This window comes from Lysinibacillus sp. JNUCC 51 (genome assembly GCF_015999525.1).
Lineage (GTDB): Bacteria > Bacillota > Bacilli > Bacillales_A > Planococcaceae > Lysinibacillus > Lysinibacillus xylanilyticus.
The window spans coordinates 291787-314112 of the sequence record NZ_CP065545.1 but is presented as its reverse complement, the minus strand read 5'-3'; the positions used below and the strand labels follow the sequence as shown (position 1 = coordinate 314112).

General features: G+C 33.9%; 20 protein-coding genes. 12 read left to right on the top strand and 8 right to left on the bottom strand.

The window, feature by feature from the left end; translation table 11 throughout:
- Positions 1–405: 405 nt before the first annotated feature.
- Positions 406–1464, bottom strand: a complete 1059-nt coding sequence (locus tag JNUCC51_RS01850; RefSeq protein ID WP_337990568.1) for a LysM peptidoglycan-binding and 3D domain-containing protein — start codon at positions 1462–1464, stop codon at positions 406–408.
- A gap of 307 nt (positions 1465–1771) precedes the next feature.
- On the opposite strand from JNUCC51_RS01850, the gene JNUCC51_RS01845 reads away from it, so the two are divergent.
- From JNUCC51_RS01845 to JNUCC51_RS01820, 6 genes are all read left to right on the top strand, one after another.
- Positions 1772–2398 (top strand): hypothetical protein, encoded by a 627-nt coding sequence (locus JNUCC51_RS01845; protein ID WP_337990567.1) that lies wholly within the window; start codon positions 1772–1774, stop codon positions 2396–2398.
- A 137-nt stretch (positions 2399–2535) separates the two neighbouring features.
- The gene (locus JNUCC51_RS01840) at positions 2536–3252 is read left to right on the top strand and encodes a helix-turn-helix domain-containing protein (protein WP_337990566.1); all 717 of its coding nucleotides are present in this window, start codon (positions 2536–2538) and stop codon (positions 3250–3252) included.
- Between the two features lie 40 nt (positions 3253–3292).
- A complete protein-coding gene (gene eutH / locus JNUCC51_RS01835; RefSeq protein WP_337990565.1) occupies positions 3293–4414 on the top strand; it encodes an ethanolamine utilization protein EutH in 1122 nt (373 codons plus the stop codon).
- A complete protein-coding gene (locus JNUCC51_RS01830; protein ID WP_337990564.1) occupies positions 4398–6176 on the top strand; it encodes an aminopeptidase P family protein in 1779 nt (592 codons plus the stop codon). The genes eutH and JNUCC51_RS01830 overlap by 17 nt, the downstream gene beginning before the upstream one ends.
- Positions 6177–6388: 212 nt before the next feature.
- Positions 6389–7603: a formaldehyde dehydrogenase, glutathione-independent gene (fdhA, locus tag JNUCC51_RS01825; RefSeq protein WP_100542294.1), complete on the top strand. Its 1215-nt coding sequence runs from the start codon at positions 6389–6391 to the stop codon at positions 7601–7603.
- Positions 7604–8667: 1064 nt separating this feature from the next.
- A complete protein-coding gene (locus tag JNUCC51_RS01820; protein ID WP_337990563.1) occupies positions 8668–9162 on the top strand; it encodes an LURP-one-related/scramblase family protein in 495 nt (164 codons plus the stop codon).
- Between the two features lie 233 nt (positions 9163–9395).
- On the opposite strand, the gene JNUCC51_RS01815 is transcribed toward JNUCC51_RS01820, so the two are convergent.
- Complete coding sequence (locus tag JNUCC51_RS01815) at positions 9396–10013, bottom strand: sterol desaturase family protein (RefSeq protein WP_337990562.1); 618 nt, start codon at positions 10011–10013, stop codon at positions 9396–9398.
- Between the two features lie 21 nt (positions 10014–10034).
- Positions 10035–10718 carry a GntR family transcriptional regulator gene (locus JNUCC51_RS01810; protein WP_337990561.1) on the bottom strand — a complete coding sequence of 228 codons (684 nt, stop codon included), beginning with the start codon at positions 10716–10718 and terminating at the stop codon, positions 10035–10037.
- Positions 10719–10982: 264 nt separating this feature from the next.
- Here JNUCC51_RS01810 and JNUCC51_RS01805 point away from each other — a divergent pair, with 264 nt between their 5' ends.
- Both JNUCC51_RS01805 and JNUCC51_RS01800 read left to right on the top strand, forming a co-directional pair.
- Positions 10983–11186 (top strand): hypothetical protein, encoded by a 204-nt coding sequence (locus tag JNUCC51_RS01805; protein WP_337990560.1) that lies wholly within the window; start codon positions 10983–10985, stop codon positions 11184–11186.
- 114 nt (positions 11187–11300) lie between these two features.
- Positions 11301–12023, top strand: a complete 723-nt coding sequence (locus JNUCC51_RS01800) for an SDR family oxidoreductase (RefSeq protein ID WP_337990559.1) — start codon at positions 11301–11303, stop codon at positions 12021–12023.
- Between the two features lie 139 nt (positions 12024–12162).
- Here JNUCC51_RS01800 and JNUCC51_RS24755 read toward each other — a convergent pair whose 3' ends face one another.
- Together JNUCC51_RS24755 and JNUCC51_RS01795 are read right to left on the bottom strand one after the other, a co-directional pair.
- Positions 12163–12255 carry a hypothetical protein gene (locus tag JNUCC51_RS24755; RefSeq protein WP_443136972.1) on the bottom strand — a complete coding sequence of 31 codons (93 nt, stop codon included), beginning with the start codon at positions 12253–12255 and terminating at the stop codon, positions 12163–12165.
- Positions 12256–12350: 95 nt separating this feature from the next.
- Positions 12351–13073, bottom strand: a complete 723-nt coding sequence (locus tag JNUCC51_RS01795) for a helix-turn-helix domain-containing protein (RefSeq protein WP_337990558.1) — start codon at positions 13071–13073, stop codon at positions 12351–12353.
- A 545-nt stretch (positions 13074–13618) separates the two neighbouring features.
- Between JNUCC51_RS01795 and JNUCC51_RS01790 the strand changes: the two genes are divergently transcribed.
- Positions 13619–14704, top strand: coding sequence for a DUF418 domain-containing protein (locus JNUCC51_RS01790; RefSeq protein WP_337990557.1), 1086 nt, complete (start codon positions 13619–13621; stop codon positions 14702–14704).
- 116 nt (positions 14705–14820) lie between these two features.
- Here the strand turns inward: JNUCC51_RS01790 and JNUCC51_RS01785 are convergent, their stop codons facing one another.
- The gene (locus tag JNUCC51_RS01785; protein WP_337990556.1) at positions 14821–15903 is read right to left on the bottom strand and encodes a helix-turn-helix transcriptional regulator; all 1083 of its coding nucleotides are present in this window, start codon (positions 15901–15903) and stop codon (positions 14821–14823) included.
- Between the two features lie 253 nt (positions 15904–16156).
- Here JNUCC51_RS01785 and JNUCC51_RS01780 point away from each other — a divergent pair, with 253 nt between their 5' ends.
- Entirely contained in the window at positions 16157–17818 is a 1662-nt protein-coding gene (locus tag JNUCC51_RS01780) for a M28 family peptidase (RefSeq protein WP_337990555.1), read from the top strand.
- Between the two features lie 128 nt (positions 17819–17946).
- On the opposite strand, the gene JNUCC51_RS01775 is transcribed toward JNUCC51_RS01780, so the two are convergent.
- Entirely contained in the window at positions 17947–18885 is a 939-nt protein-coding gene (locus JNUCC51_RS01775; protein WP_337990554.1) for a helix-turn-helix transcriptional regulator, read from the bottom strand.
- 244 nt (positions 18886–19129) lie between these two features.
- Here JNUCC51_RS01775 and JNUCC51_RS01770 point away from each other — a divergent pair, with 244 nt between their 5' ends.
- The gene (locus tag JNUCC51_RS01770; RefSeq protein WP_337990553.1) at positions 19130–19579 is read left to right on the top strand and encodes a VOC family protein; all 450 of its coding nucleotides are present in this window, start codon (positions 19130–19132) and stop codon (positions 19577–19579) included.
- A gap of 125 nt (positions 19580–19704) precedes the next feature.
- Here the strand turns inward: JNUCC51_RS01770 and JNUCC51_RS01765 are convergent, their stop codons facing one another.
- Complete coding sequence (locus JNUCC51_RS01765) at positions 19705–20907, bottom strand: macrolide family glycosyltransferase (protein ID WP_337990552.1); 1203 nt, start codon at positions 20905–20907, stop codon at positions 19705–19707.
- Between the two features lie 306 nt (positions 20908–21213).
- On the opposite strand from JNUCC51_RS01765, the gene JNUCC51_RS01760 reads away from it, so the two are divergent.
- Positions 21214–22089, top strand: coding sequence for a helix-turn-helix transcriptional regulator (locus JNUCC51_RS01760; RefSeq protein ID WP_337990551.1), 876 nt, complete (start codon positions 21214–21216; stop codon positions 22087–22089).
- Positions 22090–22326: the final 237 nt, after the last annotated feature.

The following is a 22326-nucleotide window of genomic DNA, read 5'->3' as shown; positions in this document are numbered from 1 at the left end:
AATGTACTTAAAGCTTTAGTTGAATAAGAATTAAACAACTTTAAAGTAGCGAGGCTCTTATATTTTTAGTTCAGAATTAAATAACTTTAATATCACTTTGGGCGAGAGAAAAAGGTTGAGTTATGTACCACAAGGGGGTAGAATCCTACTATGCTGTAAGGAGTTTCCTTGGCTCGTTAAGAGTATAATAGCTACTATAAGATACACATTTTAGATCAAGTGAAGTGACCGTTAATTTTAGACATAGTTGTTTCATTAGGCAGCGTTTTTAGCTTGGGTGGTACGAGGGGAAATAAGTAATACAATTTAACATTAGTTTACCTATTGAAAAGGTTGAAAAAATAAGCAAAAAAGAACCCAATCGGGTTCTTTTTTTGCTTATTTTAAGATTTTAAGTCACTTATATTAGTTTAATATTGTGACCTTTAATTTTTTTACTCCAAAATTGATTGCATCCTGTTGAGAAGGAAAAAAGACATCGATTCGGTTCCCCTTAATGGCTCCGCCAGTATCCCCTGCGATCGCTTCACCATAGCCTTCTACATAAACTTTACTACCAAGTGGAATTATAGCTGGGTCAACTGAGATGACCTTTGCATTTGGGTTTGTTTTAAGGTTAATTCCAGTAGCGGTAATACCTGTACATCCCTCACATGAAGCCGTATAGGCTGAAGCTTGCACTGTAATTTCCTTTGCAGCAGTCTTACTTGTTGATGGAGCGGTTGCTGCAGGTGTATGAACCTTTGAAGCAGTCTTACTTGTTGATGGAGCGGTTGCTGCAGGTGTATGAACCTTTGAAGCAGTCTTACTTGTTGATGGAGCGATTGCTTCAGGTGTACGATCCTTTGAAGCGGTATTGCTTGTTGATGGAGCATTTGCTGCAGGTGTATGAACCTTTGGAGCGGTCTTACTTGTTGATGGAGCATTTGCTGCAGGTGTATGAACCTTTGAAGCAGTCTTACTTGTTGATGGAGCATTTGCTTCAGGTGTACGATCCTTTGAAGTTGTTTTATTTGTTGATGGTGCGGCAGATGAAGTTGTAGTTCCCTTTGATTCATGTGCTGCAGGCATTATTGGTTTTTCAGTTACAGCCGTATTACTAGTTTTCAAACCATCAAAGATGAATAGTTTTAAACCTGGATTAATGGAATCAGTTTGTAATTGGTTCCATTCTTTAATTTGCGAAACTGTTACTTGATGATCTAAGGCAATGTTCCATAATGTATCACCTTTCTTAACTGTATATTGTTTTTGTTGTGCAATGGTTAGGACATCCCCAGGGTGAATAAGATTAGTAGTAATATTATTCAACTTTTGGATATTTTCTACTGATGTATTATTTGCACGTGATAGATCCCAAAGGGTATCTCCTTTTTGTACAGTAATCGTTGCAGCTTGAACATTAGCACTTAAAGATACTGAGAGCATTGCAACTGGTACAATTGATATAATTTTTTTAAACATTCATTTATCCTCCATGTTCTGGGTTGTTAATTTTAAATTATCGTAACATAGATTTTTCTGAGAAAAAGAACAAGGAGATGTTAATTTGTTTACGTCTATGGCAATTATATTGCAATAATATTTCTAAAACGATACTATCTCCTAGATGAAGATACCTTATGTAAGGTGGTTCTTAGGTTTAATGCAAAAAAGACAGTGAAAAGTCTAGTTTTATCAAGAGGTTGAATTTATTTTGATAACAGATTTGTTATGGGTTAAATGTGATAATGTATATACATAAAATATATTTGATAAATGAGGGATAATCATGTCAGTTTTGAACCTGTTAGCTTCTCAACTAAGTCGAAATGATGAAGAGCCAAATATTGAGCTGGCACATATATTAATTAATGAAGAAAATTATACGGGCATAGAAGAAATAATTGAAAACCTAACTTGCAAAGATAAAAAGATTCAATACGATTGTATTAAAGTAGCATACGAAATTGGACAAGTTAAACCAGAACTCATAAGTAAGTATGCCCTGACTTTTATAGAGTTGCTAAAAAGCCGTAATAATCGTTTGGTCTGGGGCGGAATGACGGCATTAGCAACGATTGCCGAAGGAGCATCAGAAACTATTATGGCTCATCTTGACATATTAAAAAGTGCTATGAAAGTGGGTTCAGTTATTACAATTGATAAAGGTGTCCTAACTCTTGCGAAGCTAGCAACTGTCAGTAAGGAAAACAATGATGTGATTTTTCCAATATTACTCCATCACCTTGAGAATTGCAGACCAAAGGAAATTCCACAGCACTCGGAAAGTACGCTTTTAGCCGTAACAGATGAAAATAAAGAGGAATTATTGAATGTGTTACGAAAAAGAGAAAAATACCTAACAGCACCACAATTAAAAAGAGTCAAAAAGATTTATAAAACATTAGAAGCTTAATAAAAGTAAATATTGAGGTTATGGGTACCTTATTTGAGCGAGGTACAATAAGATAACACTTTTACATATTTTTTATTTATCAATGAAGGCGCAGATCTAATAGATCATGCGTCTTTTTTGTGATTTAGGGTGTAATTATGCGGACTTTTCTTGAGAGAATATATGATAATGTTAAAAATATTTTCATGAATATGAAATTTTTTTCATCAAATGTTGTTTGTGGGTATAATATGTATTATATTATTCATAAAAATGAAATTCGAGGTGAAATGATGAATATTGGAATGGAAATAAAGAAATTGAGGACTGAAAAAGGTATTACTTTGAAAGAGTTAAGTGAAAAAAGTGAACTATCTGTTGGGTTTATATCCCAATTGGAAAGAGGACTTACTACCATAGCAGTTGATTCGCTTGAAAAACTAGCTGAAACTTTGGGGGTGCATTTAACACATTTTTTCGATTACCCACGTAAAAGGAAAGATATGGTTCTGAAAAGTTATGAACAAGAAATAATGGATTCAGTAGAAGGAGGTTTTATTAAGTATAGTTTAAGTTCAGATTTGGAAAATAAACAACTTGTCCCAAGGCTTATAGAAATTCTTCCTCAAAGGAAAGATGAAGAAATATTATCCTATAAACATGAAGGAGAAGAGTTCATTTATGTTTTAGAGGGTATATTAACAATTTACATAAATGATAAGAGGTATGAAGTATATCCTGGTGACAGTGTTCATATGGAATCAAGTATTGCACACAATTGGGCAAATTACACTAATAAAAAGGTCAAGCTTATAGCTGTTAATACGCCTAATTATATGTACAATAGAGGATTTGATAATACAGATGCTGACTAGTAAAGACATTATACAAAGTAATTAGAAAGTGATAATAACAATGGATAAATTGATACTATATCTAATTGGTTCTTTTTTTGTAATTGGAGCTATTGATTATATTACCGGAAATCATTTGAAGCTGGGTGGGAAATTTGAGGAAGGCATAAAGACTATGGGGACTTTAGGGCTTGGTATGATAGGAATAATTTCTTTAGTTCCTATATTTACAAATTTTTTATCTGTTGTGATTATTCCAATCTGTAGAGTTTTTCATCTAGATCCTTCTATAGTTCCGGCAGCATTTTTAGCTGTAGATATGGGTGGCTACCAAATGGCTAATAAGCTAGCATTGTCTGAAGAAATGGGGGCATTTTCAGGAATTATCATTGCATCTACTTTAGGAGCCACCATCAGTTTTTCAATACCCGTCGCGTTAGGAATGCTTTCTAAAGCGGATGAAAAATATTTTTCTAAAGGTGTGTTGGTTGGAATTATTACTATACCAATAGGATGTCTGGCAGCAGGATTATGGCAAAAAATAAATATCAATATATTAGTTCTGAATCTGGTCCCTATATTTTTTTTCTCCATTATTTTAGGAGCAGGATTATTAAAAGTTCCTCATGTTTTTATAAAAGTTTTTAATGTATTTGGAAAGCTTATAGTGAGTTTGAGTACTGTTGGATTACTTTTACAAGGTATAGATGTGATATTTGGTGTAAAGCTTGTCTCAGGATTAGCACCACTTTCTGAATCTACTGTTATAGTAGCCAAGATTGCACTTGTTTTAGGTGGAGCATATCCCATGCTAGCACTTATTAATCGAATCTTTAAAAATACTTTTGAAAAAATAGGGGAGAAGTTTGGAATTAATTCAGCCTCAGTAGCAGGCATTCTAGGAAGCTTAGCTAGTAATTTGTTGATATTTGGAACATTTAAAGAAATGAATCCTAAAGGAAAAGTGGTATGTACTGCCTTTGGAGTAAGTGGAGCATTTGTATTTGGTGGTCAACTTGGTTTTGTGTCAGGAGTAGCGCCAGAAATGATAGGCGCATTTATAATATCGAAGCTTACGGCCGGAATAATTAGTATAGTATTAGCTATATGGCTGTATGAGCGTGAAAGTAAAGAATTTAGTCTTAAAGAAAATGGAGGTATTAGTAATGAATATCAAAGATAGGGTAGAAAAGTTAAGACAGCTAATGAAAGAAAATCAAATGGATGCTTATATAGTTCCCAGCTTTGATGCACATCAGAGTGAATATGTAGCAGAACACTGGAAATGTAGACAATGGATATCAGGATTTACAGGGTCCGCAGGTACTGTAGTTATTACATTAGAGGACGCTGGTTTATGGACAGATGGCAGATACTATATTCAAGCTGAAAAACAGCTTGAGAGCTCAGGAATCAGATTATTTAGAATGATGGACCCAGGGGTACCATCTTATACAGAATGGCTAGCAGATGTTCTTAAAGAAGGAAGCAATGTGGGCTTTGATGGAAATGTTTTTTCAATTGATATGGTTAAAAAGATGGAAAGGGATCTAAAAGCAAAGGGAATCGAATTAAAAATGAATAAAGATTTAATAGGTGATCTGTGGGAAGATAGACCGGAGATTCCTAAAGGACAAATTTTTACGCATGACGTAAAATATGCAGGCAAATCACGAGTAGAAAAATTAAATGAAGTTAGAGAAGAAATGAAAAATAAAGGAGCAAATTATTATATTTTAACTTCACTTGACGACATTGCATGGCTTTTGAATATAAGAGGGGCAGATGTGCCTAACAATCCTATTGCAATAGCTAATGTAATCGTAGCAGAACATAAATGTTACTTGTTTATTGATTCTTGCAAGGTTTCCCCTTTGATTAAATTAGAACTGGAAGCTGAAGGAATTGAGTTAAAAGCGAGCGATGAAATACAAACATTATTGGGAAATCTTTCAAACGGAGATGCTGTTATTCTAGATACAAATAAAACAAATATCAGATTATATAATGCCATTAACAGCAGTACAAAGAAAATTGAAAGCCCTAACATCACAACTAATTTAAAAGCTATTAAAAATGAAGTTGAAATAAAAAATTTAAAATGGTGTGAAATAAAAGATGGTTTAGCCATGGTGAAATTTATTAAATGGCTAAAAAACTCAGTAGATAAAACAGAAATTTCAGAGATTATTGCAGAAGAAAGATTAGAAGATTTCAGAAGGGAGCAGGAGGGATTTGTTGGACCTAGCTTTGATACGATAGCAGGTTATAAAGAACATGCTGCGATGATGCATTATAAAGCTAATAAAGAAACTCAATATACGCTCAAGAATGAAGGTCTTTTTTTAATTGATTCAGGTGGACAGTATTATGATGGAACAACAGATATTACAAGAACGATTGTTTTAGGAAAACATAGCGATGAACAAAAAAGAGATTTTACGTTAGTGTTAAAAGGGTTTATTGCATTAAGCTCAGTAAAATATTTATACGGAGCAACAGGCTCAAACTTAGATGTTTTAGCAAGACAACCAATTTGGAAGTATGGTTTGGACTATAAATGCGGGACTGGCCATGGGGTAGGTTTTTTCTTAAATGTTCATGAAGGACCACAAAGCATAAGAAATAATAATAATAATGTTATTTTAGAAAAAGGCATGATTATTACAAATGAACCAGGAATATACCTGGAGGGTAAATATGGAATTAGAATTGAAAATATGATGTTAGTAGTTGAAGACGAGAAAACAGAGTTTGGTCAATTTATGAAGTTTGAAGCAATCACGTATTGCCCTATTGATTTAGCCGGTATAAATAAAGAGATGTTAACAGAAAGTGAAAAGCAATGGTTAAACAATTATCATCAAGAGGTCTACACAAAGCTAGGTCCTTATTTAAATGAAGAAGAGAGAGTATGGCTTAAAGAAGAAACTAGGGAAATATAAGTATGAACTAAAAGAAGAGAGTCAGTTCTTTATGGACTAACTCTCTTCTTTTAGTTCATATGCAGTTTGCAAGGAAAAAATCTCTACTTAATTGAAATGGATGAATTCAATTGTAAAGTAGAGAAATAGACGTGAGAGATAAAGGAATGATTAGGACAAAGTGGCCATATATTTAGATTGTATAAATTTATGATATAGGGGAGGAATTGCAAGTGGTTGGAAATAGAGCTGTGGCCTATATGGGCTCTGGAAAAGTAGAAGTGCAAGATATTGGTTTTCCAGATTTGGTTTTACGAGATGGACCAGGGGTAAATCCACTTAACGTAGGACGCAAATGTGATCATGGTGTTATTTTAAAGGTAGTAACAACTAATATTTGTGGAAGCGATCAGCATATGGTGAGGGGGAGAACTACAGCTCCGACAGGATTAGTTCTAGGCCACGAGATTACTGGAGAAGTGATTGAAGTAGGCCGAGATGTTGAATTTATTAAAAAAGGTGATTTAGTTTCTGTTCCATTTAATATAGCTTGCGGTCGGTGCCGTAGCTGTAAGGAGCGCAATACTCATATTTGTGAGAATGTTAATCCAGATCGTCCTGGTTCAGCATATGGTTATGTCGATATGGGAGGATGGGTTGGAGGTCAATCTGAGTATGTGATGGTGCCATATGCCGACTTCCAATTATTAAAATTTCCTGATAAAGACCAAGCAATGGAGAAAATTAGAGATTTAACAATGCTTTCAGATATATTTCCAACTGGATATCATGGTGCCGTAAGTGCAGGTGTGAAACCGGGATCAACTGTGTATATCGCAGGTGCAGGTCCAGTTGGTCTCGCTGCTGCTCATTCAGCTCAGTTACTAGGAGCCGCCGTAGTAATTGTAGGAGATTTAAATGAAGAAAGGTTAGCTCAAGCTAGAAGCTTTGGTTGCGAAACAGTTAATTTACGAAATCATTCAAACCTAGGAGAGCAAATAGACCAAATACTTGGAGCACCTGAAGTAGATTGTGCTGTAGATTGTGTAGGGTTTGAAGCATCTGCACATGGAGCTAATGCAGTTGAAGCACCTGCTACTGTTTTAAATTCTATTATGCAAATAACACGTGCTGGAGGACGTTTAGGTATACCGGGTCTTTACGTAACCGGGGACCCTGGTGGAATTGATGAGGATGCAAAAATTGGTACGTTAAAAATTCGTCTTGGCTTAGGATGGGCTAAAGCACATACTTTTGTAACTGGTCAAACACCTGTAATGAAATATCATCGCGATTTAATGGCGGCAATTTTGAGTGGAAGAGCTCAAATTGCGAAAGCTGTTAATGCTACAGTAATATCATTAGACGATGCTCCAAAGGCATACCAAGATTTTGATAATGGGGTTGCCAGAAAATTCGTCATCGACCCACACGGTCTAGTAAAGTAAGAGATTTCTGCAGGGGTTAAGGGGTTAAATTGAAATAAGCATAGAGGACAAACCTTTGGCTACTTTTCAATAAGAACTTGCTAGCATGCTGATATTCTAAGGAGACTTTGAACTTCATTTCTCAAAGTCACCTTTTTTTCGTTGCTTATTTACCACAAATATATTTGTATTCATGTTGATCTGAATGAAGAAACCACTTCGAACTTGTCCCGTCCAGTTTTGTAAGGATTCGTACCATTGTACGCTATCAAAAAAGTTCATCTACTGTTGAAGTATTTGAAAACCAGATAAGTGGAGGAAAGAATCAAGCTGTCCATCATCTCCCCGAACGCAGCCAGTCGGAATAGTACTTTGTTTAACCAGCAGTAAAGGAAGCCCATATTAGAAAGCCAAAGAAGGTTCAATTTGTAGGAATGGTAAATACGATTCACCTTGAGGAGTAAGAGATAATAGGTTTTAGTAGAGCAGCTGCACAGCCATAGCTTAACTTATGGCTTGTAGTTAATAATTGTGTAGAAATCAAAGATGAAGATTGGTCCAAAAATATTGAAGTTAAACAAGTACTTGATGGATTAAATTCAATAAATTCTTTACTTACTATTTAACTTATACTTTTTTAATGTATTTGATTGTTTATCATTATCTTGGAGTTTGTGTTGATTTTAAAAGAAGAGACGAAACTAGCTTTTCAATGGATTCTAATAAAATCAACCATTGTGTTTAACAGAGCCTATAGTTTTTACATCCCAGCGAGTTAATAAGCGAATTGGTTTTAAAAGAAAATGTACAGTTTCTCATTTAGATACATTACGGGGAACCGTATCATAAGTAAGTGCGTTTTCTCTGTAAAAAAACAATAAGCCTATTTAAGGTATAGCAGTCTTGAATAGGCTTTATTTCCATGTTACAAGTAAGAGAGTTATTTAAATCGTGAATATATATAAAGAAAATATTTTTCTACTAGGCAAATTTCATTAAATATTATACATATAAAACCCACTTCTGTAATTATTGTCTATGATAAAAACAGTTTTAGTAATATGCTATTAAAAAGGAGGCGTAGTATGAAGCAACTTTATATAAAGCAGAAGGTATTCAGTTTAAGTGGAAAATTTACGGTAAAAGATCAGCAGGAGAAGGATGTTTATTACGTGGAGGGCAGTTTTATGCAAATTCCAAAAACGTTCTCCATTATGAATGCAGCAAGAGATGAGGTCGCGCTTATTACGAAAAAGGTGTTCAGCTTTTTACCGATTTTTTTTGTTGAAGTAAACGGTCAAGAGGTGTTAACGATTAAGAAGGAGTTTTCTTTCTTTAAAGCACGCTATACAATTGATGCGGCAGGCATTGAGGTAGAAGGTAACTGGTGGGATATGGATTTTCAAATCTTACAGCATGGTGAAGTCGTCGGTAAAGTGAACAAGGAGTGGTTCACTTGGGGCGATAGCTACAAGGTACAAATATTGAATGAAGAGATGGAAGCTATCATTATTGCGCTCGTTGTCGCAATTGATTGTGTAAAGGCTGACCATGCTGCTGCCTCAGCAGCGGCGACTTAACGTAGGGACGTACTGTATAAAGTGCTTAGAGGTTTTCTTTAGAAATTAAAATTTGGAATAATATTAAAAAAGTAGGGAAATCTCGAAAGAATTCCCTGCTTTTTTCACCGCAGAGTTGCCAGCGAAAGGCAAGGGCCAAAATCCAATCATCAAATAACGATGATTGGATTTTTATCATAAAGACAGCATAGGGCCGAAAATTTCAGAAGGCATATCTTTTATAATTCTAATTTCTACTCGCCACGTTTCTCTAGATTTTTAGCAGTTTTACTTTGGCCAACATCCTTTTGATTTTTAAAGGTACCCATGAGAAAATCATAGGCTGGGTTCGTAACACCATACCAGTAATTTTCATTTTTGAAATGATGCCATAAATGAACCTTTTTCATCCAACGCCCCCATGGAGATATTGGCTGAAGAGGGCGATGGGCGATATAATGCTTCCACTCATAAAATAATAAAAAGAGCATGATACCTGCAATAAACGCGTTTGTAATTACAAAGCTAGATGAAAGAATATAAAAAATAGCTGCTACAATTGCAATGTTTGGCACACTGTACCATAAGGGTAAAAATAATAAATGTAATTCATTCGGATTTGCATGGTGGTCATAATGTAAGCGTTTAAGCATTTTTAACAAGAATGCATTCTTTGGTGGTTTCAGATGAAAAAGAAACCTGTGTGTAACATACTCAGCTAAGGAATACATAATCATTCCTAGAATAAAAGCACCCAAAATTCCGATAGAAGTAAAATGTAGAATCATATATCCAAAGCTAATGAGAAATAGACAGGTCATGATTAATATATCAGGGTAAGAAAAATATTCTTTAAAATATTTCAATCTCATTTGTCACGCCTCCAGTATTCTTTATTTTTTTCTATCTTTCCAAAGAGCCAAGCTTTTCGCCATTGTTTCCGTAGACAACCTTTCCGCTTCCATTGCATCTCCCTTTAATGCAGCTTTTAATAAATCGTGGTAATAGTTGAAGGACAACTCACGATGATCTTTTATAGAAAAATATCTTTTCGCCATATCTAAATAAATAGAATCGAAGCTATTTAAAACGAGTAGAAAGATTGGATTGATGGCAAGGCCGGCACACCTTTTTTGCAAATCCCAATCAAATGCGGCATAGCTTTCTGCACTATCTTCAAGCTGCTCTAGATTGGCAAGAAGAGCAACTACTCTAGGTTGATTAAACGTAACAGCATCACGAATATAAGTCGGCGTCAAAGAACTTCTTAATTCTAATAAATACATGATAAATTCATCTGTTACGATATGATGATTCTCAACAATATTAACAAGAGTCGTTAGATTCCCATTGCGCCAATAATCATTAACATTCGCAGGCATTCCTTTTCTTCCTGTTATCCATCCACCCCTTCCTAAACGTTGAAGCGCCTCCCGAATAGTTGGACGACCAACACCAAATTCTTTTGCAAGCTCTCTTTCTGGCGGCAAATTACTTCCTACAGAATAAACACCAGCCAATATGGATCTAATTAATTCTTTCTCAATTTTATCTGAGGAGCTTTCCTTTTCTTTCAAATCCTCGTCCCCTTTATTTTGTGGTAATACAAATCAATGACATTGGTAATACCAAAAATTATATATTAAGCCTGAATTTTCTGTCAATATGACGAACCAATTTTTATTAGAAGGCTCGTTTTAAACTTGATAATTAAAAGGGGTTTAATGAAAAATATGGAAATGTATAATAGTATTAGGTTTTCTAAGTTCGAGTAATAAACAATTTACTTCTGCACTAATGTATTTGTTTAGTTTAAGAAGTAACAGGGAGAGAACACCAAAATGAGAAACGAAGAATATAGTTCTTTCAGCCAACTGCTTGGCGAGTTAATTAACGGTAATTCTAAAAAGCAATCCACATTCTTGATTGGAATAGATGGTTGCGGAGGCTCTGGAAAAAGTACTTTTGCCGATAAAATAAAAGAGGAATATGGTTTCCTAGATCGAAGTGACGATTGTACAACTTATTGGGTAAAAGAGGTATAAAATGAACGAGCATAGACAATTTGTTTTACCTAATATTTCTATAAATCGCTTTAGTTGTTACTAATTTTTCTATTAACTATACTTATGTTGTAGTTATATAGAAAGGGTGATTGGGTGAGTAAGAACTTTATTATATTTGGAGCAAGCCAAGGATTAGGTGATGCATTTGTAAAGGGATTACCAACAGAAGGGGACACAGTATGGGTGGTATCGCGCACACGACCAAGTAGTTTAGATTTAAATGATGGCGTCATTCGGAAATGGCTGACAATTGATTTATCTAGTCAACAACATATTTCTGCTTTAAAAGAAGCTTTAAAAGACGTTGCTATTGATGTATTAATTTACAATGTTGGAGTATGGGAAAAACGTGGTTTTGAAGATGATTATACGTTTGATAACGATGAAGTTGGGGATATTGCAAATTTAATTAATATTAATTTAACTTCTACTATTACATATATCCAGGCGCTGTTACCTAACTTAAGACAGGCGAAAAGCGGAAAAATTGTTTTAATTGGTTCAACTGCAGGTTTAGATCATTCGAATAATGCGCAAGTTTCGTTTGTTACATCTAAATTTGGCTTACGAGGCATTACAAATGCTTTGCGAGAGCATGTGAGAAAAGATAAGATCTCGGTAACGTGTATTAATCCAGGAGAACTTGCTGCTGAAGTACCTTTTGAAGAAGGGGCTGAAAAGGCAATTAAGCTGTATGAAGGTACACGTATTCCTGTTCAAGATATTGTAGCCATTGTCCAATGTATTATTAATCTATCACCAGTTTCATGTGTGAAGGAAATAAATATTCCTGCCATTACAGACATGAATGTATAATTCAGTAAAAAAAACGGCTCGCATTATGAACAAGTCTGTTCAAAATGTGAGCCGTTTAAAATGGTGTTTATTTCTATCATAATAATTAATAATACCATTTCGATGCTTGAATAAAAGCTGTAGCACGGAATGATATGAGCTAGTAAAATTGAGGAGGATTACTACTTGCGACGTGCAAACTCAACTCATTTGATTGTAAATGAGTTCGAGCAAAATTCTTTGCCCATTGCAATAACAGCTTTCCAACTCCTTTTCTTCTATGCTCCGGACTAACAGAAATGTCTATAATTTAGCATTCTCTAGCATGTGATTTATATTCTAATAAATTTAACTTTTTTCGGGAATTAGAATTTCTAACTCAAGACTATTACTTTTAGTAAAAATGCCGCTTGAGAGCTCCATTACATAGATAGGGGCTTTCTTCTTGTCGATAATGGATAATATTTGTTCCTCAAATTCATCATCATTTTCACTAATAATAAATATAGAACTATATTTACCTTCATTCATGATGAAATCAGCTTTATGTTCTGTTTTTATACACATATGATATTCATCTTCTTCAAAAACATAAATAATATCATTATAAAAAAATTGAGTTGATAATTGTAATTTTAAAAAATCTTTGGCGGATAAGGTTTCATTAGTTTTTAAAGTGAATATTTTTTCTAAATGATTTTTTTTTAAGTATTTTGTTGACCTTACTTTTTTGTTTGTAATATTTACATAATGGTTATCAATTGCCTTTTTAATTTTTTGTAGTTTGTTTATTTCGTCTGAAAGTTCTTTTGATTTTTCGCTTAATAAATTCAAATAATCATTTTTTTTATATGTCGTTACAACATCTTTAATTTGTGCGATTGAAAGATTTAAGTCTCTCAACATTAAAATTTGAGCAAGTTGATAAATTTCCTTAAGAGAATATTTTCGATATCTATTATTATCCGTGTAGGATGGAAATAAGATCCCTTTTTCTTCGTAATATCGTATTTGATGATGACTAATATCAAATATTTTAGCTAATTGATTTATTGTAATTGTTTCATCCATAATATCCCTCTTCTCTAGCATAAATATAAACTCTAGGGCTAGCCTAATGTCAAACAATAAACATAAGATAAAACTTTAAACAGTTATCACTGATAATGAAAGAATGGTTATAAGAAGTTGTAAGTGATAAAGATAACGGATTTTCAGCGTGTGGGTTTTAGCATCATTCTACCAATGAATAATTGGGCAAATGAATTGAGAAGAGTACACAAAAAAGTTGGTTTGACATTAGGTCAACCCTATAGTTTATAGTTAGGATGTATTAAGTAGGGCGCCCCAAAAATGCATAGGTTTCTGATAAATAATGGTTCATCAATATTTTAGTAGATATAAAAAGTCTGCAATATCTATAAAAGAATGTCCCAATATGACTATTGATCAATAGAATAACCGACCGTTAACAACTATTATTTTAACTTCTTTCAGCAAAATGTTTTTTGTAACGTAAGTTGCAGAAGCCTCCCATCTCTATAGGTGATGAGATGAATGAGGAAATAAGAATATTGAAAGAAGGTCATTAATCGTGTACTTAAGGAGGAACATTTATGATCAAACAGTTACAATCTAAACGTATTGAAGGGTTAGATTTTGCCAGAGCCTTGGCTATGCTTGGAATGCTGATAGTAAACTTTAAAATCATTATGGGAGCGGTAGGAAATGGGCCAGCGTGGCTTATATGGTTTACTGGACTTTTTGAAGGAAGAGCGTCTGCCACTTTTGTTACGCTGGCAGGTATCGGAGTTGCTTTGATGACAAGAAAAACTAGGAATGGCGGTGACATTTCTACTATTAAAGCGAAATTATGGAAACGTTCCGCTTTTCTTTTTGTTCTAGGATTATGTTTATATGTAGCAGATTGGACTGGGGATATTCTCCATTATTATGGAGTTTATATGCTGATTGCATCATTTCTTATCATTGCTTCTACAAAGTTCATGATCATCATATCTAGTCTTTTTTTAATAACATCGCAAATCTTACAAGTGACAATGAATTATTTGAAAGGGTGGCACCCTAAACAACCATTTATGGAATATCTTGATTTTTGGACAATAGAAGGTTTTATCAGAAACCTTTTGTTTAATGGGTATCACCCAGTATTCCCTTGGATATGTTTCTTTTTACTTGGAATGATCATTGGCAGACTTGACTTATTGAAGAAATCTGTAAGAAACAAAATGTTGTATTTTTCTTTATTTTTACTAATAACGGTAGAGGTACTCTCGAAAGTGTTGATGCGACTATCACTGTCGGTATTAGATGGTAACAGTGCCGAATTCTTGTTTCAAACTGGACCAATTCCACCAAACATATTTTATATGTTATCAAATTCCGCCTCAGCGATAATTGTCATTGTTGCTTCTATTTATATAGTAGAAAAGTTTGCTGGCCAATGGCTGATAAAATCACTTATTCAAACAGGACAATTAACATTAACGCATTATGTAAGCCATGTATTCATCGGTGTTGGTATATTGGCTTTATTAAATAGGTTAGAAAATCAAACGTTAGCATTTTCATTATTATTTACAACATTTTTTTTCGTAGTAAGTATTTTATTTTCTGTTTTATGGAGAAGAAAATATAAAAGAGGACCCATTGAATGGGTTATGAGAAAAATTACAAATTAATATTGTAGTGGAATTGCTATTTCAGGTTTACAAAATTTGCAGGAACGTTTTCATTCTAGAAGGATAATAAGAAGTGGTAAAAAGTTATGTTGCAACTTTTTACCACACTTTTTCACTCATTTAATTGTTGCCTCAATTAATGCAAAATACTGAGTATCCCCTAAACCGTATTGAGGGAAGAGAAGGAGTAGGTTTCGTACGATTTCATTTTGAGATAGATGTTGATGTGCTTGAATATATTTAGTAATTTCATTGTCATTTTGAAGAAGTTCTAAATACAATTTGATTCCTTGATACATAACAGGTATCAATTCTACATCTGGCATACGGTGGTCTAATAACACTGATTCATATATATCATAATAGCTGCCTAATGTTATTTCAGTTTCTTTCACATCATATGTTTGCTCTCTCACCGCATGATAATAAATAGTTCCTTCAAATGATATTTGTTCTAAATAAGCTAATATCGTTATTAAATTCATCTGACAGAACATATCTTCACCAAACCAGAGAACGATACATTGATATTTTTTTGAAAATAAGGTTTTTTCAAGTGGCACAACTGTAATTGCTTCATATTCTGCTAATGAGACTTCATGTCCTGTCGCTCGAACTTGTTTGAATGAGTCGCTAAAAATGGTTTCAACGGTGTCGTGTACACACATCGCTTCATTAAAAGGTGCGTAATCACTTTTTCCCATTAATTGTTGAGAACTGAATTCTTCAAACATCATTTGTCCATTTAAAATATTCAATACTTCGTGATCAAAATGTTCATCCACATGTTTTTGTAAATCTTCAATTCTTAATTTTTTTGAAATGTCCATATCATAACTCCTCGCTTCATTCATAGTGAGTTTTACATATGTTTGCAATGGTTCAGGACATGAACGAAAGGCATTGGGACTAACTCCAAAGATCTCCTTGAAAGCTCGGGAAAATGCTTCTTGGGACGAGTAGCCATGTTTGATCGCTATTTCAATGATCCTTTCGTCTGTTTCACTAAGACTGATTGAAGAAAGATAGGTTTTTCTAAGGGTCATATATCGTTTGAGGCTAATGCCCGTTATTTGATGAAATTTAAAGGAACAATAGTAAGAAGAATAGCCCATTGCTTCACTTAGTTTCGTCAGGGAAAACCCTTCAAATAGATGCTCTTCAATCCAATCAATCATATCTTGAATCATGTTGTTCATCATATATCACTCCTGTTTTTAATTATAGTGAAGAATTAAAAAGTGTTTTGATATTTGTTGTGTTTTTTGAATGAATCGAACATTCAACGAAAAGGTGGAAATGATGTAATATCAAGAATTTTTTATGTAAAATCGAATTGACCTTTAAGGTATTTCTTAGATTGGATGATTGGAAATAAAGTAAAAATAAAACATATGATATGTCTAGGTTTCATAAATTTCAGTGTTAAGAAAAAATTAAGGAGAGTAATAGGTGAAAAAAAGAAGATTGCTTATTTTTGCGATATTACTAGGATTGATAACGCTATTTATAAGTTTTAGTCAATTTATAAGTCCTTCTACAGAAGAAATGGGGGGAACTGAAAAGGATTTTTCATCAGAACGAGCTCTTGATTATTTAAAAGAAGTTGCAAAGGAACCGCATCCAATGGGCTCTCCTGCGAATAAAAAGGTCAGAGATTATATTGTCAAATACTTTCAAGAAATAGATGTGCCTGTTGAAATTCAATCGAAGCCAGTTAAGGATATTAGAGATGAGAAGTATGCTGCGGAATTAGGTACAGAGACTGTTGAAAATATTATTGCGAAAATCCCAGGGACATCAGGGGATGACAATGCGATTTTATTAACAGCTCATTATGATTCTGTAACTAAGGCTCCTGGAGCGTCAGATGATGGCTACGGAGTTGTCACAATTATGGAGACAGCAAGAGCGTTAAAACAAATGCAGGCACCTAAAAACACAATCTATTTTGTACTAACAGACGGTGAGGAGCTAGGTTTACTTGGGGCGAGTGCTTTTAAAGATCGAACGGATGTTTTAAATAAAGTTAGCGTTATGTTTAATTTCGAAGCAAGAGGAAATGCAGGGGTACCAATTTTGTTTGAAACGAGTTCAAATGATTTAAAGCTAGTTCAATTGTATAAAAAGACCGTTCCATACCCTATAGCATACTCATTTGCTTCTGAAATGTATAAAAGGATGCCAAACGATACGGATTTTACCGAATTTAAAGTGACCAGAAAACTAGGCTATAATTTTGCGAATATGAATGGATTAGAGGCATATCATGCTGAGACAGATCGTGTGGAAAATAGTAACGAGGGAACAATTCGTCACTTTGGAAGCTATGCTTTTCCTTTAGTGAAAAAGTATATGATGATGGATGAAAAAGAGTTTCAAGCCTTAGAGGAAAGTGAAAGTGATGCAATTTACTTCCCATTAATGAAAAAAACATTAGTCGTGTACTCTGAAAAGGTAGTCATCCCATTGATGGTTGTTTTGCTGGTACTAACAGCTGCAATATTCTTCTACAGTTTTAAAAAGCAAGTGATACAGATTAAGGGTTTTGCTTTAAGTTTTTTTGCGATGATAGGTAGTCTTGTTGCCATTTTCGTTTGCTTTTTCCTACTAATCAGGCTTTTAACAATTGTATTTAATGGTGGCATAGATGAATATAATATGATTATGTTTGGTAAGTTTGATCCGACAATTCTTACTTTGTTGGTCTTACTCGCGGTAATGTTCAGTTTCTTTTTTTCGAAGTGGATTTCGAAAAAATACGGTATTATGAATTTCGCGGTGAGTACGCAAATTTTATGGATTGTATTGGCTGTGATGACTAGTCTTACGTTCAAAGGTGTTAGTTACGCATTTACGATTCCAGCGATCATTAGTTTGCTGTTGGTTATACCAATCGTATTAAAATTAAATTGGGCGAAGGCTGTGTATCATTATGTAGTGGTTGCAGGATGGACAGTCCCAAGTATTTTATTACTGGCACCAATTATGTATCTAATGTATGTTGCACTAACAATTAGTATAGCACCGATATTAGCCATTCTAACGGCAATCATTACATTTCCAATAGTAGCAATTGTCAATTGGTTAATGACTGACGATAGTAAGACATAGCCGAGTTTTATATAAAAAAGAGGAGAAAAGCGACTTCGTTTTTCTCCTTTTCTTTGTCTGAAAATTGATGGCTTATGCACAGTAGTTACTCAGCTGGATAACCTCTCAAATTGCATCGTTGATCTAAATCATAACTTTTTAAAGTGATTGTATAGATTCTCTACTTTATCCTGAATTATTTGTTTTAATGATTCAGGTTTCACTGAGATAACACTATGTCCAAACCTCATAAAATAGTAAGCGATAAATTCTTCTTCTCCAGGATTATAAAATCCACTTATGACTGTTTTATTACCAATTTCTATTTTCATTGAGGGATATTGTTCTTTATAAAATAAATCCTTTGCTTGAGCAAAAATCTCTACCTCAAAGTTAATCCTCTTCTCGGATTGGTATATTTCTAATGAACGTCTAAGAAGTTCATCTAGAGAAAAGTGAGGAGTATTTTCTTCCTCTTCGATAAAGGTTATTCTATCACATCTAAAAACTTTATATTTATGCGTATTGAACTCTATTCCAGTCGCATACCATTGACCAAACCTAGAGGAAATTTTGAAAAATTGAACATGGTAGCTTTTTTGCTCATCATTTTTAAAATAATGAATTTTACAGGTGCTTTCATTAAGAATGCTTTTTAAAATTTTATCTAAAAAACGACTAACATTATTATGTTGATTTACTTCAAACTGCAAGACTTTTTTCATTTTGTGAATCTGCAGAATTTGATTGTTAGACAGACAGTTTTCAAACTTCTCATTTAGTTTATGAACACTTAAATGGAATGGGGTGGATTGATAAGATTCTAACGTCAGCATTGCGAAGTACAGAGCATACACTTCATCAATTGTAAAAATAATAGGGGATAATAATCTATTTTTTAAGATACCATAACGTCCATGTCTGCCGTGCTCCGAAAAAATAGGCATTCCTAATTGTTCTAATGAAGTTATATCACGCAGAGCGGTGCTTTTGGAAATATTGTACTTAGCCATTAGGTCATTTAAATTAAAGTACTCTCGACTGTTTAAGTATCTAATCATGTCATTTAATCTTTCTGATTTTTTCATAGAAATCTCCTTATCAATTTCGCCTTGGCGTAATGCTGTTGTCGCTTCACTTTCGCAACATAAAAAATTTGTTGCTGAAAGGGAAACACATCCGCACTTATCTCACCACCTTCAGATGGAGCGTTTTTTCTGAATGAAGATAAAGGTGTCATGTTTTGATACCATTACATCTTAAAATAAGGTCAAGGCAATATCAATTAAAAAGATATTTACCTTAGTCATTTTATTAAAGGAGATTGATACCATGAGTTCAACACTAGAAGTCGCTATATTCTTATCTATGAAAGGAAAAGCAAAGGAGGCCATCGATTTTTACAAAAAACACTTTAACGCAGAGGTACTGTTACTCGTTACTTATGAAGATATGGCAAGACGTGACAGCTCGCTACAGCTTAATGAAGAGAATAAACATTTTATTACTCATTCCGTCTTAGCAATAGGTAAAACAAAGATCATGTTGGCAGAAGATACAATGGATGTCACTGAAAAATATATAGTAGGGAACAATACCTCACTATGTATTCAAAGTGCTGACTTAGAAGAAATCGAACATTTTTACAAGAGCTTAACGACAGATAAGAGAGTGAGAATTATTGTGCCGTTATCAAATAATGTTTTTAGTAAAACATACGGTATTATTGAAGATCCGTTTGGTGTTCAAATACAATTAATGTTTGATGATCGATTGCATTAATGTTTGGGGTAAAAAAGCTGGGTATAAGAGAAATCTTTACCCAACTTTTTATAATTATAATTTCCATTACTTTATTAAAGTGGTAATTTCTCCTACCTAAAAAAAGCCACCAATAATGGCAGCTTTTAAATACCATATTGACTTTTAAATTTGAAAATTTCATCAACAGCTTTTTGATACCCACCTGATTTTTGGAAGGATTCTTTAATATTTGCAACAGCCTTATGGATGGAAGGGTTGTTTAACACTTGATCGGCAGCTTCATTTAATTGATTTGCCGTCAAGGTTTGCATTTGTAATTGAATCCCTGCTCCGATATTGGTAACTTGCTCAGCAATTATCGGCTGATCCGCACTTAATGGAATTACGATTAGCGGAACCCCGTTATAGAGTGCTTCATTAGTACTGTTCATGCCACCATGTGTGATAAATAATTTGGTGTATTTTAGTAATTCGGTTTGTGGAACATAATTTTTTACAATGAAGTTTTCAGGAATCTCTCCTAATTCATTAAGTTGAATTTGTCCTCCGATAGACATGACAACGGTATGCTCAGTATTCCCGAGTGCCTTAAAACAAAGCTTATAGAAAGCAATGGCTTGATTTAAGACAGTACCGAGTGAAATGTAAATGGGGCTTTTTTCTTTGATTGTAGTAAGGTCGAAATTTTCATGTGTTAATCGTGAAGAGATGGATGGACCTACAAATTTATATGATTGGTCAAATGCTTCTCTAAAAGGTTGAAAATCCCTAGTTGTATAAACGATTGTAAGCGGTGCGGGATTACAAAAAACTTCATAAGGAGAATTGATTTCAAAACCATATTTTTCTTTAATTTTTGCTGTTAGCTGTTGAAAATCATCATTTATTTTTTTAAAAGCTTCAGTTTGGACATTTTTTGAAAGATGTTCTAATGTTCTATCAAATGATTGTTTAGTCTCAGCAAAAGATGTACATGAATTGATTGCAGGAAGCTTAAGGATTTTGGCAAGTAAATGGCCACATCCAAACATTGAATCGTGGATGATGTAATCAAAATGCTCTCCTTTAATCTGTTCAAGAACGCTAGGTATGACGATATCTGCAGTAAGTAAAAGTCCGTTGACTCTTTCAAGTAAATGATTTCTTCCACCTGAGATAAAGGCTTTTATAAATTTTTGACCGTCAAATGTGCGCACAGTCGCTCCGGTCTTCTCAATACGCTCTCGGAAAGCTTCTGTTGTAAAGAATACGACCTCTTCTCCTCGCGAAATTAGCTCCTGCACAATGCCAATAGTTGGATTGATATGTCCTTCTGATCCACCGTTAATAAATAAAACACGTGCCAATTCTACCACTCCTTAAGTAAAGATATTTTCAAGATTGTGTAAGAGTAATGGATACTGTCACATATCATTGCTTAACTATGGTAAGGCACCGTGAGATCTTTTAGCAAGTATTAGCATTTAGTGAAATTGTAAAAGGAGCAAAATAGCCACTTATATACTTTTACACTTGGATTAGATTGTAGTAAATCGATTTAATTGAAGATGTTTTGTTAAAGTATCTCTGGTTTTGAAGAATATCGCAAAAAAAGTCAAAAATTATGAATTCTTTTTCGTTATGATTATAAGTAAAGAGGAGGTGATATACCATTGAGAAATGACTGGCTAATTCAAAAAACAATAAATTGGATTGAATCACATTTACATGAGCAAATTTCCGCAGATGATATTGATGCAGTGAGTGGATTTTCAAGATATCATTTTCACAGGGTTTTTCAAACCTCTGTTGGAATGTCTGTCACGGAATATATTCGAATGAGGCGACTTGCAAATGCTGCAAGTATACTTCTTCATACGAATGAAAGAATTATTGATATCACGTTCTATTATCAATTTGAGTCACAAGAATCCTTTACAAGAGCGTTCAAAAAACTGTATGGTTTGCCACCAGGGCAATACAGAAAAGTAATGAGAGCTATGAGAAAAAACAAGGAGGAATCAATAATGGAAGAGAAAATTAAAGGCTGGTTCATTAGTGGGAGTCATCCATATAATTATGAGATAGGAATAGATCAGGAAAATGTACATCAAGGAAAAGCAGCGGGATATTTAAAATCAAAAACTGTTCAGGATCAGGATGAATTTGCAACAATGATGCAACAATTTAAGGCAAATGAATTTAGAAATAAAAGAGTTAAGCTCTCGGGATTTATTAAAACTGAAAATGTTAAACAATTCACAGGACTTTGGATGCGAGTAGATAATGCATCGGAGGATATCCTGCAGTTTGATAATATGAGTGATAGACCGATCCTTGGTACAAATAGTTGGAATCGATATTCTATAGTTCTAGATGTACCAGAAAATAGTGCAATAATATCGTTCGGTATTTTACTGACAGGAAAAGGGGAAGTTTGGCTGGATGGGCTTCGTTTTGAGGTAGTTGATAACAATACCCCTACAACCCATATTAGTTTTGATAACCATCTTTTAGAGGAACCGACAAATCTATCTTTTGAAGAATAAAAGCTTTTTTAGAATCCTGGAGTTGTTTCGGCAGCTCCTATTTTTTTATCATTATTAGAAAAAGAATTTTATTATTTAAAATAAACAAGTTAAAAAACGTAAGTTCTTACTTCAATGTAGCTGTAACTAATAAACCTTCCGTTGCTTGGTCAGAGTATCATCTGGCAACTCTTAATAAGAAATGGTATTATATGGTTATTTGGTTAATGTGAAACATCATAAAGAATTTGTATCAAA

Excerpts from the sequence above, each read along its gene's own strand:
- JNUCC51_RS01785 (WP_337990556.1), bottom strand. The coding sequence starts at position 15,903 with ATGAACAACATGATTCAAGATATGATTGATTGGATTGAAGAGCATCTA.
- JNUCC51_RS01840 (WP_337990566.1), top strand. The coding sequence starts at position 2,536 with ATGCGGACTTTTCTTGAGAGAATATATGATAATGTTAAAAATATTTTC.
- JNUCC51_RS01850 (WP_337990568.1), bottom strand. The coding sequence starts at position 1,464 with ATGTTTAAAAAAATTATATCAATTGTACCAGTTGCAATGCTCTCAGTA.
- JNUCC51_RS01845 (WP_337990567.1), top strand. The coding sequence starts at position 1,772 with ATGTCAGTTTTGAACCTGTTAGCTTCTCAACTAAGTCGAAATGATGAA.
- eutH (WP_337990565.1), top strand. The coding sequence starts at position 3,293 with ATGGATAAATTGATACTATATCTAATTGGTTCTTTTTTTGTAATTGGA.
- JNUCC51_RS01820 (WP_337990563.1), top strand. The coding sequence starts at position 8,668 with ATGAAGCAACTTTATATAAAGCAGAAGGTATTCAGTTTAAGTGGAAAA.
- JNUCC51_RS01830 (WP_337990564.1), top strand. The coding sequence starts at position 4,398 with ATGAATATCAAAGATAGGGTAGAAAAGTTAAGACAGCTAATGAAAGAA.
- JNUCC51_RS01770 (WP_337990553.1), top strand. The coding sequence starts at position 19,130 with ATGAGTTCAACACTAGAAGTCGCTATATTCTTATCTATGAAAGGAAAA.
- JNUCC51_RS01790 (WP_337990557.1), top strand. The coding sequence starts at position 13,619 with ATGATCAAACAGTTACAATCTAAACGTATTGAAGGGTTAGATTTTGCC.
- JNUCC51_RS01815 (WP_337990562.1), bottom strand. The coding sequence starts at position 10,013 with ATGAGATTGAAATATTTTAAAGAATATTTTTCTTACCCTGATATATTA.
- JNUCC51_RS01775 (WP_337990554.1), bottom strand. The coding sequence starts at position 18,885 with ATGAAAAAATCAGAAAGATTAAATGACATGATTAGATACTTAAACAGT.
- JNUCC51_RS01805 (WP_337990560.1), top strand. The coding sequence starts at position 10,983 with ATGAGAAACGAAGAATATAGTTCTTTCAGCCAACTGCTTGGCGAGTTA.
- JNUCC51_RS01795 (WP_337990558.1), bottom strand. The coding sequence starts at position 13,073 with ATGGATGAAACAATTACAATAAATCAATTAGCTAAAATATTTGATATT.